The following is a 16,764-nucleotide window of genomic DNA, read 5'->3' on the forward strand; positions in this document are numbered from 1 at the left end:
AGATAGAACTGAAGTTCATCAAGGCGCTGTTGACGACGAGTCAAATGAGCTATCGTTTCTCTATTATCTCTTGATTTCTTCCATGACATAGGCCTCAATCACATCATCCATCTTAATATCATTGTAGCCGTCGATCATCATTCCACCTTCACGGCCGTTTGTAACTTCCTTAACGTCGTCTTTATAGTGTTTCAAGCTTGCGAGTTCACCATCATAGATAACGACACCATCACGGATAACACGGACTTTAGAGTCACGGGCAACCTTACCGTTGATAACCATAAATCCACCGATAGTTCCCACTTTAGACACCTTGAAGGTTTCACGAATAACTGCTTCACCGATAACTTTTTCTTCGAATTCTGGATCAAGCATCCCTTTCATGGCTTCTTCCATCTCTTCGATAACCTTATAGATAATGCTGTGGAGACGAATTTCCACATCGTCAGCTTCTGCTTGTTGACGAGCTTGTGGTGTAGGGCGTACGTTGAAACCAACGATAAAGGCATTTGAAGCTTCGGCAAGGGTCACGTCAGATTCATTGATAGCACCGACCGCTGAGTGGACGATGGTCACTTTGACACCTTCCACATCGATTTTCTGAAGTGATGCAGAAAGGGCTTCAACAGAACCTTGTACGTCAGCCTTAATGATAACGTTAACAGACTTGAGTTCACCAGCTTTAAGGGCATCAAAGAGGTTTTCAAGGCTAACACGTTGGGTAGCTTGACGTTGTTTCATGAGGGCACGTTTGGCACGCTCTTCACCTGCTGCACGCGCAGATTTTTCATCTTCGTAGACAGCAAAGTGGTCACCCGCCATTGGCGCTTCGTTCAAACCTGTGATTGAAACTGGCGTTGATGGACCTGCTACCTTAACACGACGACCAAGGTCATTGGTCATAGCACGGACACGACCGAAGGTATTTCCGACAACGATTGGGTCTTGAACATTCAAGGTACCTTGTTGAACAAGAAGGGTTGCGACCGCACCTTTTCCTTTATCCAAGCGCGCTTCGATAACTGTACCGATCGCACGCACTGTTGGGTCTGCCTTGAGTTCTTGAATTTCAGCTACAAGAAGGACTATTTCCAACAATTCTTCGATGTTTTGGTTGAATTTAGCTGAGATTTCAACAAATTCAGAATCTCCACCCCAAGCAGTTGACATAACTCCATGCTCTGCCAATTCACCGATAACGCGTTCTGGGTTAGCACCTGGTTTATCAATCTTGTTGATAGCTACGATGATTGGAACATTGGCCGCTTTTGAGTGGTTGATGGCTTCGATAGTCTGAGGCATAACCCCGTCATCTGCCGCTACGACCAAAATCGTAATATCGGTAACAGAAGCACCACGCGCACGCATAGATGTAAAGGCCGCGTGTCCCGGTGTATCAAGGAAAGTAATCTTCTTGCCATTTTCCACGATTTGGTAGGCACCGATATGCTGAGTGATACCACCTGCTTCACCTGTCGCAACACGAGAATTACGAAGGGTATCTAGGAGTGTTGTTTTACCGTGGTCAACGTGTCCCATGATAGTTACAACTGGTGGACGCTCAACCAATTCATTTTCATTGAGATAACCATCTTCGACAAAGAAACGTTCGATGTCAGCATTATCCACTTCAACCTTTTGTTTGGCTTCGATACCGTAATCCACCATGAGGAGTTCGATGGTTTCCCCATCCAAGGATTGGTTTTGTGTGGCCATGACACCCATCATAAAGAGTTTCTTAACGATTTCAGCTGGTTCACGTTTGATACGTTTTGCGATTTCCGCAACGGTCATACCATCTGTATATTCAAATTCTGTTGGCAATTCATGGAATTTACGCTCCGTAACAGGTTTTGGAGTCTGATTACGGTTGTTCTTGTTATTGCCTTTTTTGTTCTTTTTGTTATTCCAGTTACTATTTCTTTGATTTCTCACTTGATTTTGACTACTTCGATTCTTTTGTTGTTTTCTAGGACCATCTTCTTCGTGATCGAAATCATCACGTTCTTTGTCTGGTCGAGCTTGTTTTTTACGACGTGTATCCACTGCAGGTTCTTTTTTCTCAGGGACGACTTCAACCACTGCTTGAACTTGCTGTGCTTGTTGCGCTTGTTCAGCTAACTTAGCCGCTTCTTCAAAGATTTCCTCTGGTTCCTTGCGTTTGTTAGCTTGAGCCAAGGCTTCTTTAGCAGCCTGATACTGCTTGAAGCGTTCCTCGCTTGAACGTGCGTACTCTGCATTTTGCTCTGCTTTTAGGGCTGCTGCACGGGCTTTAAAATCAATGCGTGGAGCCGCTTGATTTGGACGTTTGTCCTCTTGCTGACGACGATCGTTTCCACGATTTTGCTGACCTTGCTGTTTCTTAGATTGGTCATTAAAGCGACGATTGTCGCGATTTCCTTGACCTTGTTTTCCACCATTGCGACCGTCGTTTTTCTGACGGTTGCCGTTTTGTTGTTGGTCACGGTTATTGCCCTTATTTTGCTTGCGTCGTTCTGCCTGCTCTTTAGCACGTGCTTCACGCTCAGCCTTGAAATTACGGCTTTGCGGTTTAGCTGCTACTTTTTCTGCCTTCGGAGCGACTGGCTCAGCTGGTTTTGCCTCTTCCTTGGCTACAGCTGGTTTTACTGGTTCAGACTTTTCGGCTTTCTTTTCTGCACTTGCTTTTGGGGCTGCAGGTTTTGCCTCTTCCTTAGCTACAGCTGGTTTAGCTGGCTCAGATTTTTCGGCTTTCTTTTCTGCACTTGCTTTTGGTGCTGCAGGTTTTGCTTCTACTTTCGGAGCAGCTGCAGGCTTAAAGCTGGCAGCGATTTTTGCAGCGACAGCTTCTTCCACACTTGATGAGTGGCTTTTCACATCCAAGCCCAACTCTTTTGCACGCGCTACAACTTCTTTACTTTCTTTTCCAAGTTCTTTTGCGATTTCGTACAATCTTTTCTTAGACAAATCATGTCCTCCTCTTCTATTCCATAAGAGACCTCATTTTCTTTGTAAATCCAGCATCTGTCACAATCAAAACCTTTCTTGATTTACCGACTGCTATGCTTAATTCCAGTGTTGAAAACACGGTTACAATTTCTACTTGATAATAATGACTTTTATCTTGAATCTTCTTGGTCAGATTGGGTCCAGCATCATGAGCTAGAAAGACCAACTTGGCCTTGCCGTCTTGAATGGCCTTGACCACCAATTCTTCACCCGATATAATCCGCCCTGCTCTCTGAGCAAGTCCCAAGAGATTGCTTATCTTTTGCTTATTCAAGTCCTAACTCTCTTCTTTTCACTTTGTGATCCACATAAGCGATCAACTCGTCATAAAAGCTTTCTTCCACTTCCATGCTAAAGCTACGGTTAAAGACCTTCTTCTTTTTCGCCTCTAGGGCTTCTGCATTGTCTAGTTTGATATAAGCACCACGGCCATTGGCCTTGCCTGTCGGATCGATAAAGACTTGTCCTTCCTTGTTCTTGACAATGCGGAGCAAATCACGCTTATCAATCACTTCATTGGACACGACAGACTTGCGCAAAGGGATTTTTCTCGTTTTCATCTTTCCCTCCTCTAGCAGCTTTTATTCTTCTACAGTATCGTTTTCTACTTCCAACTCTACTGAAGCAGCGTCTTCCATGGCTTCAAATTCGCTAGCAGATTTGATATCGATACGGTAACCAGTCAAGTGAGCCGCCAAGCGCACGTTTTGTCCACGACGACCAATAGCAAGAGAAAGCTTGTTATCTGGAACAACCACCAAGGCATGTTTGCTGTCGTTTTCATCAAAGATAACTTGGTCAACTTCAGCAGGAGCGATAGCATTGTAGATAAATTCAGCTGGATCTGCTACCCACTCGATAACGTCGATGTTTTCTTCGATTGGTACCATGCGGTCATTCTTAGCATCGTAGCGAGCTGGGTGGAATTTGCTAGTAATCTTCTTGATATTAGCACCACCACGTCCAACGATTGTACCGATAGCATCCACGTTTGGATTGTGGCTACGAACGGCAACCTTGGTACGGTCACCAGCTTCACGAGCCACGCTCATGATTTCAACAGTTCCGTCATAGACCTCAGGAATTTCTTGCTCCATCAAGCGTTTGATCATTTCTGGATGGCTACGGCTAACAAAGACATTGACACCGCGAGGGTTATCTTCAACCTTGTAGACATAAACTTCAATACGATCATGAGAAGCAAAAACTTCTCCAGGGATTTGGTCTTGTTTTGACAATTGGGCTTCGATGCTGCCAAGGTTGACATAGATGAAGCGGTTGTCAAAGCGTTCTACAGTACCAGACATGATTTCTTGTTCATGCTCTTTGTAAGTATTGTAAGTGATGGCACGTGTTTGCTTGCGCATTTTTTCCATGATAGTTTGTTTGGCAGATTGGGCTGCTACACGACCAAACTCAGCAGGCGCTTCTTCAAACTTGATTTTATCACCAAGTTCATAGGCTGAATTGATGGCAAGAGCATCTTTCAAGCTGATTTCCAAACGGCTATCAAATACTTCATCAACAACTTCACGGACAGTGTAAACGGTAAAGTCACCTGTTTTTTCGTTAAAGTCAATGGCTACGCTGTCTGATTGACCATAGCGTCTGCGATAAGCGGAACGAAGCGACTCTACTACTGCGTCGATGATATCTTCTTTTTTGATTCCCTTGTCTTCTTCCAAAATGCGGAAGGCCTCTAGCATTTCTTTACTCATGTTTTCTTCACTTTTGAATCCTCAAAAGCTATCCTTTCTTTTTCTATAATTTAACTGCTAAACGTGCTTTTGATACTAAACTGTATGGAATTTGGACAGTTTTCTTACGTGTCTTGTCCATATATTCCATAGTCAACTCGTCCTCTTCGAAGGCCAACAAGGTTCCTTCAAAGACCTTTTGCTTATCGATGGCTTGGTAGAGCCCGACATGGATGTATTTCCCAACCGCTCCAGCGACGGCATCTTTGGTTTTCAAAGGACGTTCCAAGCCTGGACTGGTAATTTCTAGGAAATATTGTTCTGGGAAGGGATCTGGCTTGATGGTGTCTAGGACAGGACTGATCATTTCTGTCAAGTCTGCCGTGTCGTTCAAGGTAATTCCTTCAGGTTTATCTACAAAAATACTGAGAATCATGTCACTGCCAATCTTTCCATACTCGATATCCACGAGTTCGAAAGGTGCTTCTATGACAGGTTCTACAACTTCTCTGACTAATTCTACGATTGTTGCGATTGCGTCCACCTCCTCATAAGCAAGAGGCGAAGATATTTCCCCGCCTCACTTTTCATATTCTTACTATCAGTATAGCACGTTTGCCAACTTATGTAAAGCAAAAGCACTTATACAGCCTGATTTTAGGCTATTTCTTAAAATTCTGCCTCAACTCGGTAGATAACTTGCCCCTTGTTGGAGAATTTTTGCTCGTATTCTGTCATGACATTGCCTTCAAAATCACTGGCATGTAAATCTAACCAGACACCATTGAGTTTCATGCCATACTGAGAAAAGCTCACTAGGCTGTACTCAAACAAGCCACGGTTATCCGTCTTGAAATGAATTTCTCCATTTTCAGGCAAGATACGTTTGAAGGTATCCAAGAAGGTCTTGTAGGTCAAACGACGCTTTTCATGGCGTTTTTTCGGCCAAGGATCTGAAAAGTTCAGATACAAGCGATCAATCTCACCGTCTTCAAAGTAGTCAGTCAAGTCAGAACCATCTACCCACAAGAGCTTGATGTTAGGCACTCCAACTTCAAGAACCTTGTCCAAAGCGTAGCTCAAAACAGACTTTTGAATATCAATCCCGATATAGTTGATGTCAAGGTTCTGCTTGGCCATCCCTGAAACAAAGGCACCCTTTCCACTTCCAACTTCCACATGAATGGGATTATCATTGCCAAACAAGTCCCGCCATTTTCCCTTGGCTTCTAAAGGATTGAGGACCACATACTGGGGATTTGCCTCTAGTAATTCTGTCGCCCCTTTACGATTTCTAACTCTCATCTTCTCTTTCCATACTTGTCTCGGAAGTGACGCAAGCCATGAATCTCCCGATTGACATTTTCTAAATCTTGGTTCATATAATACTTGGAAATCTGGCTCAAATAAGACAATTGACCATACCAATACAATTTACTTAATACCGTTTGATTGTACTTGTAACCGTAGTAGGTCAACCATTCCTTCCACTGATGTTCTGGAATATAATGGCAGAGCATATGGGCCACATCAAACATGCGGTCGGTCAAACGAACCGAATCCCAATCCACCAAATAAATCAAGCCACTGTCTGTCTCAATCCAATTACTATGTCGTACATCTCCATGGACAATGGTCGCATGGTCCTCTCTAAATCCTGGAATAGTCTGACGTAAATCAGCCATCACTTCACTGATAAAATGATTTTTACGCAAAGCATCTGGAGCCGTTTCTTGCCAAGACTGCAGTAAATCTACAGGCGTTTCCATGGCATATCCCAAACGACTCAACTGTGTCATCAACGGACGTGAGCGATGAAGGCGGGTTAAAATATTGACGATTTGCTTACGATTCATATCATAGGGGGTCAATATCTTGCCTGTCAACCATTCTTGAGCACACATATCACGCCCATCTGCCAAACGGCGACTCCATAATAATTGTGGAGCAATTTGTTCTCTAGCTAGACCAGGTAGGATTGGAGAGGTGTTCATTTTTACAAAGATGCGCTTCCCATCAGGATAGCTACCCATATAAGCTTTGCCACTTTTCCCAGGTATGGGAGTCAGTGTTAGCTCATTATCACCCAAATCCATTTCTTTCCTCCGTATAAAGTTTCCTTACTATTCTACTAGTTTTTGGCCTATTCGTCAACCGCTCCACGCCCGATTCTCAAAGAAAAGCATCTGGATTGGCTTGGGTATCATTATAGAAAGAAAAAGGCAAGCACCGTCTTCTGCTTACCTTTTCATAATTTTTATAAATAATATAAGAGTGGCCAACTGTTGTAAAACATGTGGACTAGAGTAGAAACCCATAAGTTTTGGCTCTTTTTATAAGCAAAGCCCAGCAACAAGCCCCCAAGTAGATAAAAAATAAACGAAGGGACATTAGAAGGTCCATGCATAAAAGAAAAGAGAGAGGAAGTTAGCACAAGCCCTAACCAAGAGTTGTCAAAAACCGCACCTTGAAGAAGTCCTCTGAAAATGAGTTCCTCCTGGATGGGGCCAAAAACTGAGGTAGTCAAAATCAAAGACAGAGAAATTCCTCTGCTGACTTCCGCCAAGTGTTGAACTCCTGCGCCAGAAGAAACAGCAAAGAAATGAATATAAACCAGCGTCTCAAGCACACTTAGAAGAAAGATTGCAATGAAAAGTAAAAGTTGTTTCCTGCTTAACATCCCAAAAGAAATCATTTCAAACTTTCTAGCATAAGCAACACTCAGCGAGGTTACTAGAAGACTTACAATAATCAATTCAGATTCATTTTGAAAAAAATCCCCATGGTTAATCGTATAAGGAACTGTAATGACGATTAGTAGTACTAAAAATCCAAAACACAAGGCATGAAATTTATCAAAAAACTCCATCAAATTATCCTCCTCACCAAACAGACTTCCTACGCGTCATCCTTTAGCTCTAACCTTTCCAAAACAAACCATTTGAGTAACCAAAATCCGACCACATAGCCAGCCCCTAAGAAGATAGCCATTAAAGCTAGCATGGGATTCAGGAAATAAAAGACCACCACAGATACAAAGGTTAGCACAAAAACATTAAAGGCAATGGTGTCAGAAGCCAAGTCTAGAATATAGGGCGTCAACCAGTCTAAGGTTTTTGAATCTAGGAAAAATAAGTGTTTATACATGATGACCTCCTCTATGGCTGAAAAGCAAGCCTTTTGTTTTTTACCCCAAGACCCTATGTAAAAAAGTCAGCAAAAATGGTAATGTTGCGAAAATATTATTGATCACATGCACCGCATAGGATGGATAAATACTCTTGGTATAGCGGGTCAAACCGGCAAAGATGATTCCAACTGTTGCAAAGATGAAAATATCTAACAGACTAGGCAGGCTTGAAAAATGAGGAAGAGCAAATAAAATTGACGGAAGAAGCAAATCAAGGCCAAATCTCGAATACTTAAAAAAGGCGTGTTGCAGTAATCCTCTATAGATCAGCTCTTCCATAAGTGGAGTCAGAAAGAACAAAGTTATATAGATACCTAGCTCGGCAAAGTTGGTCCCACTATAACCGATCAATACAGCCCAACCTTCAGCAGTTGACTGAACATGTTTAGCTGTCTGAACGTTAAAAGAGATCTGGAGCACTAGCACTAATACTGTCAAAATCGAATACCAAAGCCATTTTTTTCTCGGAATGCGAAAAAGATAGCCGTGCCCTGTCTTAAACAGAATCCAAATCATGACTCCACTAAATAGCAAACTCAAGAAATTTTGAATCCAGACGAAATTGCCAATCTGGGAAGAAAATTGCCAATAATTTTGAACAATAAGCGTCAGCCGAGAAAGACCAAATACGAAAAATAGGTAAGACAAGACTACACTTATTTTGAATAGAAGTTGATACTTTTTCATAGAAATCCTCCCCACTATGACCTCCCCTTGTCAGGCTCTACTGCTGTAAGATTAAGAAGACAGCTTGTTCTTTTTAAGGCTAACCTGACTACTAGATAATAGATACATTAAGGCATTAAAGACAATGAAAATATGTCCATAGAATAAAATCAATCTCGCATCCAAACCAAGATACAGTTTGACCATCAAAAAGATGAGCCAAAGAATTTGAAACCATAGCGTTTTTCCAAAAATAAATTTAAAGCGGTTTTGAATGTCTGCTTCCTTAATCTTTACCGCCAACCCTTTATTGGCAAGAAGGAAAATTCCTGCTTCAAATAATCCACTGTAGAGAACAATCCAACCTATCGATACATTAGAGATTTGTAAAAATGTCCCTAAAAGAATATCCAACATACTACTCAAGAAAATAACAAGAAATAATCTGTATTTCATATTAAATACCTCCATTCATTTATTTCACTAACAATTTAATAGAGCCTTCTACTCAAATATCCTGTCAGAAAAGAATAGAAAGCTACTTTTAATACTTCAAGCCCCAAATGAGCAGAAGCGTGATAAACAAGTAGAGAATACACCTATATAAGCGATTAGTTGTTGATAGAATTCTGTTTCTGAAATACCTCTATACAAACAAATAATAGACATAAAACCTGTCAAGCCGATGAACATGAGTTGATTGGTTCTAGGACTAACCAAATCATCATTTACGTATATTTAAGAGCATCTCTTTTATGTTAGTGTATATTAACACTAAAAAACAAGTTAGGCCAATAATATTTAAAATGAACAATAACGGGGTTAAGTCTCTAAAAAAATTATCCACTGACTCTACAAGAAATACTATACATATTATAGTCGAAACTATCTTTTTCTTATCCATAATTATTTACTCCTTTCCTAACAAATCCAACTTATCAATCAAGAGCGATTTTTAACAGAATGTAGCAGCACCCTTTGCAACTTTGACAATTTCAGTATAGCACTATTTGTTAAAGTTTTTCATCCAAATCTTGAATTGTCATCGAGACATCTTGAATTGTAAAAACTTCATTAGCCCCTACTTTTTATAATACTTCAAACCCCAAATGAGTAGAAGCATGATAAGCAAGCAGAGAATAGCGCCAATATAAGCGATTATTTGTTGGTAGGATTCTCCTGCTGTGATACCTCTATACAAACAAATAATAGACATAAAACCTGTCAAACCAATGAACATAAGTTGATTGGTTCTAGGACTAACCAAATCATCATCTTCAAACTCTCTTATCCTCATTTCCCTAGTGAGGTAAACAGTGACCAAAATAGAAGCCAAGTTAATAACCACTAAAAGAAATTGGAAAACCAAGGAAAAATTTAAAAACTGACGAGATAGAAATAGATAAGTAGAGACAAGCAAGGGCAACTGACCTAAGAACAATCTCGCAAGGAAGATGTTCCGTTTTTTAGCAAGAAAAGTTTTCATTTCTTTGCTCCTTTCTTTTTAGTTAAAGCAAGATAAATCATAACCGCAATCATATAGGCTATGGTATAAAATAGCTGATACCAAGCACTCTCCCTAAGCGGATATAGAAAGATGGACATGATTAGATACAAGATGAAAATGACAAGTATTTTTTTCTTCATAAGATTTCCTCCTAAATGTTTGTTGAGCTAGAACCTTTACACTATTAGTATAGCACTTATTTTGACCTTGGATCACTCAAATCACGAATGGTCATCAAAACATCTTGAATTGTAAAAAATTTAAAAAGCAAGCATGAAAAACATACTTGCCCTTTACACCATATTGATACCAACTTAATTTGTAGACTTTTCATCCTGCTATCACATATCATTTTGACAGGCGAAACAAAATTAAAGAAACTCCCCTGTAAATTAAGCTAGCAAATACAGGGGAAAAATTTATTTTTTAGGGGGTACTATCTGTATCCTTCTTTGGAGATTTTAAAAATTTTTCCCTAATTAAATAAGTAATAAAAGAAACAAACATACCAACAACAAAAGCAATAAGAAAACTTTTGAAATCCATAATTACCTCCAAGTACACAAGCTCAAGTCTTTAAGCAACCATAATAACCAATTGTAACATTGTTTTTGCATTCACGAGGAATACCTCTTTTTACTTTCGTCCTATTACAACCTTAATAAGGTTAGTATACTACTATTTTTTAAAATTTTCCATCCAAATCATAAATGGTCATCAAAACATCTTGAATTGTTAAAAAATTTAAAAAGCAAGCATGGAAAACATACTTGCCCTGGGGAAACTTGACAATGTGAAAATACAAAATAGAAAACTACTTACCCTCACTTCCGTATGTTCTCATATATTCTCATAATCGCAACAAGGATAGCAGCTGTCCCACTTGCCAAAAATAGGAGGGTAATGATAATGTTGAGAATTTCAGGCGTACTCCCTATTCTGTTGATAAGGCGGAGTAGAGATATAACTGTCAACTGAATCAGAAGTATTGACTCTACTCTTATCAATGAAGTCAGTTGGTTTTCAACTGCATATAAAAAGGCTGGTAGCAAAATACAGGCTATAGCAATCACAAACAGATTGCTCCCTGTTTCTTCTCCCTTGTTCACCACGGAAATCATGAGAAGATTCGATGCTATGATCAACGTAGAACAGATGATAAAAAAGGATTTCTTATTCATATAGGATACCTCATAAACTATAGTATTTTAATCGATGACTGCAGACAGTACTTCTTTCCACAAATCTTCTAATCATCAACCGACATCGAGTGAATCGTTAAAACCTGACGAAAGACTTGATTTTGACAGGTGGTATTTAAACTAGTATTAGGATAAGTTTCCACAAGCTTCATAACGGTATAGAGACCAACTCCTCTCTCCTCTCCTTTAGAGCTTGCTCCAAAGGAGAAGATTTCAGAAATATCTATTCTCTCTTCTTTGATGGAATTTTCGATGATGAAGGTCTCCTGTGCTCCATTTTTTAAAAAGGCGATTGAAACGTGAGGTTGACCAACCTCTACACTGGCTTCAATAGCATTGTCACAAAGGATAGACACAATGGTTAGAAAATCAAGTAGTCTCATCCCCTCGACCTGAATCTCCTCAGGAACTTCGACATTAAAGACAATATCCTTTTCTCTAGCTTTTATAAATTTTCCTGCTAGAAGACTTTTGAGGCCTTTATCACGAATATTCACCAATCGGCCCAGATCATATTTATTGTCCTGCAATTTCTGACTAGAATCCTTTAAGACCGAGTCGTAGACCTCTTTTATCTGCTCCATATCCTCCTCTTCAATACCCAGACGTAAACTGGTCAAGAGGTTGGTGTAGTCATGACGAAAACTCCGTACTTCCTTGTAAAGTTCCTCTATATGCCGACTATAGCGTTCCATATCTCTGTAGCGCAAGGCCTGCTCTTGGTTCAGTTTTTCCTGAAGTTTTTCCTTCAAATATGTATCTAGCTTCTTGACAATTCCCATAAAAAAGAGGAGGTAAAACACTAGGATGAGATGGCGAACAGTCGTTGATTGAATACCTTGTTCATATTCAAGGTAAGATAGACTTTGCATCACTAGATAATAAGCCCCCATTGCCCAGTTAATCTTAGTAAGAGACTTTTGAAAACCTGTATCTAGAAACTCCCTTCTCAATCTAGTGAAATCATAGTCTAACCATTTCAAAAAGACTAAAACTATGAAGCAAACGAATATCATAATCAATACAAAGATAGGATTGCCATCCCCATCTACAATTCCTTGCCCCAAAAATGGAAGCACAAAATAGGAAACACCTCTGTAAAAGAGCTCTACTAATATCATTGGGAAGAGACCATAAAAAATAAGGATTTTTTTAGGAAGCCCTCTTAACAATAAGAAAGATAGACCTATACCGAACAAAGGTTCTATAAAATAGGACAAATATTCACTTACATCCAAAAATTGAAAAGTCGCAAAAATGGCTCCTAGAAGAAATTTCAGAAGAAAAGCTTTGAAAATCCTCTCAAAAGTGAGACCAATTCCATCTACCTTAAAGAAAATGACAATTTCTAGTCCATTAATAACAAGCGCATACAACAATATCCAAGCAACAGCCATAATTTCTCCTTAATCAGTGTAAGTTATTGATAGCTTCAGACACTTTCCTGACCTTATAACGCGCGATTAGACAGCTTCCACCATTGGGAAAGAAAAGCAGTTTTTCTTTCTTATCTAAATGCACCACATTTGCTGGATTGATAAGAAAAGAGCGATGGCACTGCAGGAGACGAGGCTCCTGCTTGAGAATCTCCTCTAAACTCGCTGTAAATTCCAGTCTGTCCGTCTCGGTATAGAGAATAACATGATGAGATTTTGGGGACGTTTCGAGATAGTAAACCTCTTTAAAAGGATACTGGAATTGAGCAAATTTTGATTTAAAATAAAAGCAATCTTCCGCCAGACTTTTACTGTCTTGACCATTGGCATAGAGGAGGGCTGTCTCGATACGAGATTCAAACTTCTCTGCCGAAAGGGCCTTATCAATATAGTCCAAAGCAGACACTTGGTAGCGAAAGGACAGGGGCATAAACTCCGAGTGAGTCGTCACAAAGACGATCAGGGCATATGGATCCCGATCTCGAATCTTTCTAGCCACTTCTAGCCCCTTCATCTCCTCGTTTCGAATCTCAATATCCAAAAAGAATAGCTGATGTGCGCCCTTCTCATGCACCTCTGCCAGTAGCTGGTCTGGCTTACCAAAGACCTCAAAAGAGCTGGGAATGATATGATGTTCTTTCAAAAGTTTCTCAATCGTCGTTTCAATCCTAGTCTGTTGGGAAAAATCATCTTCCAAAACAAATATTCTCATCTTCCTACTCTCCTTCTTTCAACCATTTTTGACGAATTTCTCTATAGCGACGTCTGGCATACTTGACAGCGTATTGACCTTCTTCTCCGAGAAAAAGGATTCTTTCTTGAAAATCAATCGATTTCACTTTATCAAGATTGACCAAACAATTTCGATGACATCTCATCAAGGTTTTCCCATATTGGTTCTCAAGATCACTTAAATTTTGAACCATATTAAAACTAGCTTCTTCTGTAACAATCTGTACAGTATGGGCTTTAGTTGGATGTGTTTGGATATAGTAGACATCGTCGATGTTTACTTTATAAACTGTTTTCTGTGTCTGAATAATCATATGTTTCATTGGATTCTCCTCCTAAGAAAAGAATAACAGAAAAGTTCTCACACAAGCGCACCCAATCCTAAACAGTCTTTGAAAACTCCTAAAAGGACTATTTTTCTACAACATCATGATGAGCTTACAACTATTTTATCATAAAATCTTAACAGTACCATTCAGGAAATTTCAAGGACAATTAAAGATTTGATGGTGAAAAAGGAGATAAAAGTGATAGATTATGATTATAGAAAGACTATGTTTGCAACAACTTTAAAAATCATCAAAAAAGGAGGGGTGCATATGATTTATTCACATCCACCATGATTAACACCCTATAAATATACTCTATTGCAATTGACGTAAATATAACAAGGAGAAAATTATGGCCAAGTCAAATAAAACAAAACAATTAACATCAATCGAACTTTCTCATATAAATGGCGGTAGTATTCCATATGGATGGTATTCTCCGTTTCATATGATTAGCGATAATGTACTATGTAGAAATGGATATTCATATAATAAAGCTAATCTTGATAATGGTAAATGTATCATTGATTGGGGCAACATAGTTGGCAATGTTGCTAACAATATAGGTGCCTCACTAGGAGATTTACACAATCCCTTACCTTAAAACATAAATTATATAGGAGGTCACGTAAATGACAGACCCAATTAAAACTGCTCAGGCACTGATAACTGACTTAAACAAAGCCTACCAAGCATGCAGACAGGCAACCGCTGACGACGTCCGCTTTCAGGAGCAATTAAACTCTATTCTTGGCTTTCTAGCAAAGGCTGAGACAGTGGATAATCGAGTCTTGATTGAACTGGAAAAATTTTACCAGACTTCCAGTCTTCTCATGGGACTCAGCGCTCTCGATCCAGATGCTCCTACTCGTGCCGCTTGGCGGGCCTATGACCGCTTCCACTTTGACCAAGTCAAGACCAAGTTGAGCCTCTACGGGCCAACCATTATCTTGTAGAAAATAAAAGAAGTTGAGGCAAACTGAACTCAACTTCTTTTTTAGTGTCATATAGGCAATGTTAGTCCTGCATCTGACGTTTTACCTGATAAGGCAAATACAAGACTTGTAAAACCAAACCTGCACCCAGCAAGGCTAGAAGGGCTAGTTTTTCTTGGAAGGTAATCAACCCGACAACTAATTCCACAAGTAAAACAAAACTGGTCAATCCTCGGACTACCGCCTGCAAGCCTTTTTCCTTTTGCCCCTTGTCCAGTGGAAAGAGTTGAGTCAAATACTGGTAGTCAAAGGCATGATAGAGGGCCAGCAACTGGAAGAGCAAGAGGTAGTTAAAGAGAACTACCACTGCTGTCGCAATCCAAGCTTGCTCGATAAAGACCTGCGCCAGCAAGGAAAGTAGGAGCAGACGGAGACTGAGCGCAAAGAGATCTCCATTTCGCAAATAAGAACGAAGATAGAGATTTTGCCAAATCTTCCCAGGCACCTTCTGAACAACCTTTAGGATAAAGTCCAGATAGGCACGACGCTTGACGCTGTTTGAAATTCCCTTTACCTGCGTAAAGAGGGCAAAGAAACGAAGCAAGACTTGTTTGCGCTTGCTTTCTTGGGAAATGACATAGTCCCAGTTCAGTCCAGTTTCAGTGAAAAATTTGCTGGCCTTTTGACGAAAGAGGAAATATTTACCTAACCCAAACAAAAGCACATAGATTAGGAAGACAGGCAAGCCATAACCCATGGCTAAAAATAAGGGCGCAAATAAAAGCAAGAAAAGGGTCTGTACAAAGAGCCAAAAGACTAGGGAAATGCCAGTTTGACGCTTGAGATGGAGCTTGATTTCCTCTTCTCCAACTAAGAGAAAGAGCTTGTCTGGAGCCTCCATATAGGTGGCAATTCCACCCCAAAGCAACAGTAAAACAGAGGTAATTCCTACAAACAAAAGGATGGGCCAATGATTTTCAGGAAAATCTTGCAAGAGTTGACTGTACTGGTAGGCTAGAAAGCCCAGCAGGACAAGCAGGAACAAGACAAAGTGGTCATTGAGAACATAACGTAGATAACCAAGACACTCCTTACGAAAAGCCTGCTTTCTCTTTAAAAACAAGTCTTTCATAGGTCCTCCTCTTTGGTCAGAGCCAAGTAAATATCATTCAAACTAGCCTCAGGCATGTTAAAGGCTTCGCGCAGTTGCAGGAGATTTCCCTTAGCACGCACTTCCCCTTTGTGAAGAATGACAAAAGCATCACACATCTTTTCCGCTGAATCCAGCACGTGGGTACTCATGAGAATAGACTTGCCTTTTTGCTTTTCCACTTCCAAAAGCTGAATCAAGTCCGCAATAGCCAACGGGTCAAGACCAAGGAAAGGCTCATCCACGATGAAAAGACTTGGATCCACCACAAAAGCACAGATAATCATGACCTTCTGCTTCATCCCTTTTGAAAAATGAACAGGGAACCAGTCTAATTTCTGGTCCAGACGGAACATTTTTAACAAAGGTTCTACTCGATCAAAAGCAAGATCTTGCTCAATACCATAAGCCATGGCAACCGTTTCGATATGCTCTCTGAGGGTCAATTCCTCATACAAGCTAGGTGTCTCAGGAATGTAGCCAATTTGCTTGCGGTAACTTGTCGCATCTTCTTGCAGGGTCAGGCCATTGATATTGATGGAGCCACTATAAGGTGTCAACAGACCGATAATTTCATTGATGGTCGTCGATTTTCCAGCACCATTGAGACCAATCAAACCGACCAACTGCCCACTTTCAACAGTAAAAGACACATCTTTCAAAACAGGGACATGAACATAGCCACCTGTCAGGTTTTTAATTTCTAACATATTTTCTCCAAATCTGGTATAATGTAGCTATATTATATCAAAATTCAGTACAGTAGAGGTAGATTTTATGTCAGATTGCATTTTTTGTAAAATCATCGCAGGGGAAATTCCTGCTTCAAAAGTATATGAAGATGAGCAGGTTCTTGCCTTTCTTGATATCTCTCAAGTGACACCAGGACACACCTTGGTCGTGCCAAAAGAACACCCGACTTTATCACTTAA

The 16,764-nt window shown here is 40.1% G+C and carries 23 protein-coding genes; 3 read left to right on the forward strand and 20 right to left on the reverse strand.

Going from position 1 to position 16,764, the window contains the following annotated elements:
* Window positions 1-63: 63 nt before the first annotated feature.
* The 18 genes from infB to HT669_RS03685 all read right to left on the reverse strand — a co-directional run bounded on the left by infB (window position 64) and on the right by HT669_RS03685 (window position 13,741).
* Window positions 64-2,946, reverse strand: a complete 2,883-nt coding sequence (infB, locus tag HT669_RS03600; protein WP_172933623.1) for a translation initiation factor IF-2 — start codon at window positions 2,944-2,946, stop codon at window positions 64-66.
* Between the two features lie 16 nt (window positions 2,947-2,962).
* A complete protein-coding gene (locus HT669_RS03605; protein ID WP_172933624.1) occupies window positions 2,963-3,262 on the reverse strand; it encodes a YlxQ-related RNA-binding protein in 300 nt (99 codons plus the stop codon).
* Window positions 3,255-3,548, reverse strand: a complete 294-nt coding sequence (locus HT669_RS03610; RefSeq protein WP_000857562.1) for a YlxR family protein — start codon at window positions 3,546-3,548, stop codon at window positions 3,255-3,257. The genes HT669_RS03605 and HT669_RS03610 overlap by 8 nt, the downstream gene beginning before the upstream one ends.
* Before the next feature lie 21 nt (window positions 3,549-3,569).
* Complete coding sequence (gene nusA / locus HT669_RS03615) at window positions 3,570-4,706, reverse strand: transcription termination factor NusA (RefSeq protein ID WP_172922070.1); 1,137 nt, start codon at window positions 4,704-4,706, stop codon at window positions 3,570-3,572.
* 43 nt (window positions 4,707-4,749) lie between these two features.
* Window positions 4,750-5,229 carry a ribosome maturation factor RimP gene (gene rimP / locus HT669_RS03620; RefSeq protein ID WP_001808916.1) on the reverse strand — a complete coding sequence of 160 codons (480 nt, stop codon included), beginning with the start codon at window positions 5,227-5,229 and terminating at the stop codon, window positions 4,750-4,752.
* A 125-nt stretch (window positions 5,230-5,354) separates the two neighbouring features.
* Complete coding sequence (gene trmB, locus HT669_RS03625; protein ID WP_023938706.1) at window positions 5,355-5,990, reverse strand: tRNA (guanosine(46)-N7)-methyltransferase TrmB; 636 nt, start codon at window positions 5,988-5,990, stop codon at window positions 5,355-5,357.
* Complete coding sequence (locus tag HT669_RS03630) at window positions 5,987-6,781, reverse strand: phosphotransferase family protein (protein WP_016399198.1); 795 nt, start codon at window positions 6,779-6,781, stop codon at window positions 5,987-5,989. The genes trmB and HT669_RS03630 overlap by 4 nt, the downstream gene beginning before the upstream one ends.
* A gap of 161 nt (window positions 6,782-6,942) precedes the next feature.
* On the reverse strand, window positions 6,943-7,554 hold the full coding sequence (locus HT669_RS03635; RefSeq protein WP_023938707.1) for a type II CAAX endopeptidase family protein: 612 nt from the start codon (window positions 7,552-7,554) through the stop codon (window positions 6,943-6,945).
* Between the two features lie 29 nt (window positions 7,555-7,583).
* Complete coding sequence (gene blpZ, locus HT669_RS03640; protein WP_023938708.1) at window positions 7,584-7,832, reverse strand: immunity protein BlpZ; 249 nt, start codon at window positions 7,830-7,832, stop codon at window positions 7,584-7,586.
* Between the two features lie 40 nt (window positions 7,833-7,872).
* Window positions 7,873-8,562, reverse strand: coding sequence for a CPBP family intramembrane glutamic endopeptidase (locus HT669_RS03645; RefSeq protein ID WP_023938710.1), 690 nt, complete (start codon window positions 8,560-8,562; stop codon window positions 7,873-7,875).
* A gap of 51 nt (window positions 8,563-8,613) precedes the next feature.
* Entirely contained in the window at window positions 8,614-8,997 is a 384-nt protein-coding gene (locus HT669_RS03650) for an immunity protein (RefSeq protein ID WP_165778272.1), read from the reverse strand.
* A 625-nt stretch (window positions 8,998-9,622) separates the two neighbouring features.
* Window positions 9,623-10,027 carry an immunity protein gene (locus tag HT669_RS03655; protein ID WP_101514701.1) on the reverse strand — a complete coding sequence of 135 codons (405 nt, stop codon included), beginning with the start codon at window positions 10,025-10,027 and terminating at the stop codon, window positions 9,623-9,625.
* Window positions 10,024-10,188 (reverse strand): hypothetical protein, encoded by a 165-nt coding sequence (locus HT669_RS03660; protein ID WP_049511538.1) that lies wholly within the window; start codon window positions 10,186-10,188, stop codon window positions 10,024-10,026. The genes HT669_RS03655 and HT669_RS03660 overlap by 4 nt, the downstream gene beginning before the upstream one ends.
* Window positions 10,189-10,474: 286 nt before the next feature.
* Window positions 10,475-10,594 carry a PncF family bacteriocin immunity protein gene (locus HT669_RS03665; protein ID WP_101514702.1) on the reverse strand — a complete coding sequence of 40 codons (120 nt, stop codon included), beginning with the start codon at window positions 10,592-10,594 and terminating at the stop codon, window positions 10,475-10,477.
* Between the two features lie 278 nt (window positions 10,595-10,872).
* On the reverse strand, window positions 10,873-11,229 hold the full coding sequence (locus tag HT669_RS03670; RefSeq protein WP_101514703.1) for a hypothetical protein: 357 nt from the start codon (window positions 11,227-11,229) through the stop codon (window positions 10,873-10,875).
* 68 nt (window positions 11,230-11,297) lie between these two features.
* The gene (locus HT669_RS03675) at window positions 11,298-12,647 is read right to left on the reverse strand and encodes a sensor histidine kinase (RefSeq protein WP_101514704.1); all 1,350 of its coding nucleotides are present in this window, start codon (window positions 12,645-12,647) and stop codon (window positions 11,298-11,300) included.
* A gap of 13 nt (window positions 12,648-12,660) precedes the next feature.
* Complete coding sequence (locus HT669_RS03680) at window positions 12,661-13,398, reverse strand: LytTR family DNA-binding domain-containing protein (RefSeq protein ID WP_001219132.1); 738 nt, start codon at window positions 13,396-13,398, stop codon at window positions 12,661-12,663.
* A gap of 4 nt (window positions 13,399-13,402) precedes the next feature.
* The gene (locus tag HT669_RS03685) at window positions 13,403-13,741 is read right to left on the reverse strand and encodes a LytTR family DNA-binding domain-containing protein (RefSeq protein ID WP_000682128.1); all 339 of its coding nucleotides are present in this window, start codon (window positions 13,739-13,741) and stop codon (window positions 13,403-13,405) included.
* 358 nt (window positions 13,742-14,099) lie between these two features.
* Between HT669_RS03685 and HT669_RS03690 the strand changes: the two genes are divergently transcribed.
* Window positions 14,100-14,351, forward strand: a complete 252-nt coding sequence (locus HT669_RS03690) for a hypothetical protein (RefSeq protein WP_001130045.1) — start codon at window positions 14,100-14,102, stop codon at window positions 14,349-14,351.
* Between the two features lie 28 nt (window positions 14,352-14,379).
* Window positions 14,380-14,703 carry a hypothetical protein gene (locus tag HT669_RS03695; protein WP_000131861.1) on the forward strand — a complete coding sequence of 108 codons (324 nt, stop codon included), beginning with the start codon at window positions 14,380-14,382 and terminating at the stop codon, window positions 14,701-14,703.
* Window positions 14,704-14,764: 61 nt separating this feature from the next.
* On the opposite strand, the gene HT669_RS03700 is transcribed toward HT669_RS03695, so the two are convergent.
* Window positions 14,765-15,814, reverse strand: coding sequence for an ABC transporter permease (locus tag HT669_RS03700; protein WP_000653756.1), 1,050 nt, complete (start codon window positions 15,812-15,814; stop codon window positions 14,765-14,767).
* Window positions 15,811-16,542 (reverse strand): ABC transporter ATP-binding protein, encoded by a 732-nt coding sequence (locus HT669_RS03705; RefSeq protein ID WP_000889950.1) that lies wholly within the window; start codon window positions 16,540-16,542, stop codon window positions 15,811-15,813. The genes HT669_RS03700 and HT669_RS03705 overlap by 4 nt, the downstream gene beginning before the upstream one ends.
* A gap of 67 nt (window positions 16,543-16,609) precedes the next feature.
* Between HT669_RS03705 and HT669_RS03710 the strand changes: the two genes are divergently transcribed.
* The coding region (locus tag HT669_RS03710) for an HIT domain-containing protein (RefSeq protein ID WP_172924385.1) at window positions 16,610-16,764 on the forward strand (155 nt) is incomplete at its 3' end.

The organism is Streptococcus sp. 2100 (assembly GCF_013276335.1).
GTDB classification, from domain to species: domain Bacteria; phylum Bacillota; class Bacilli; order Lactobacillales; family Streptococcaceae; genus Streptococcus; species Streptococcus pseudopneumoniae.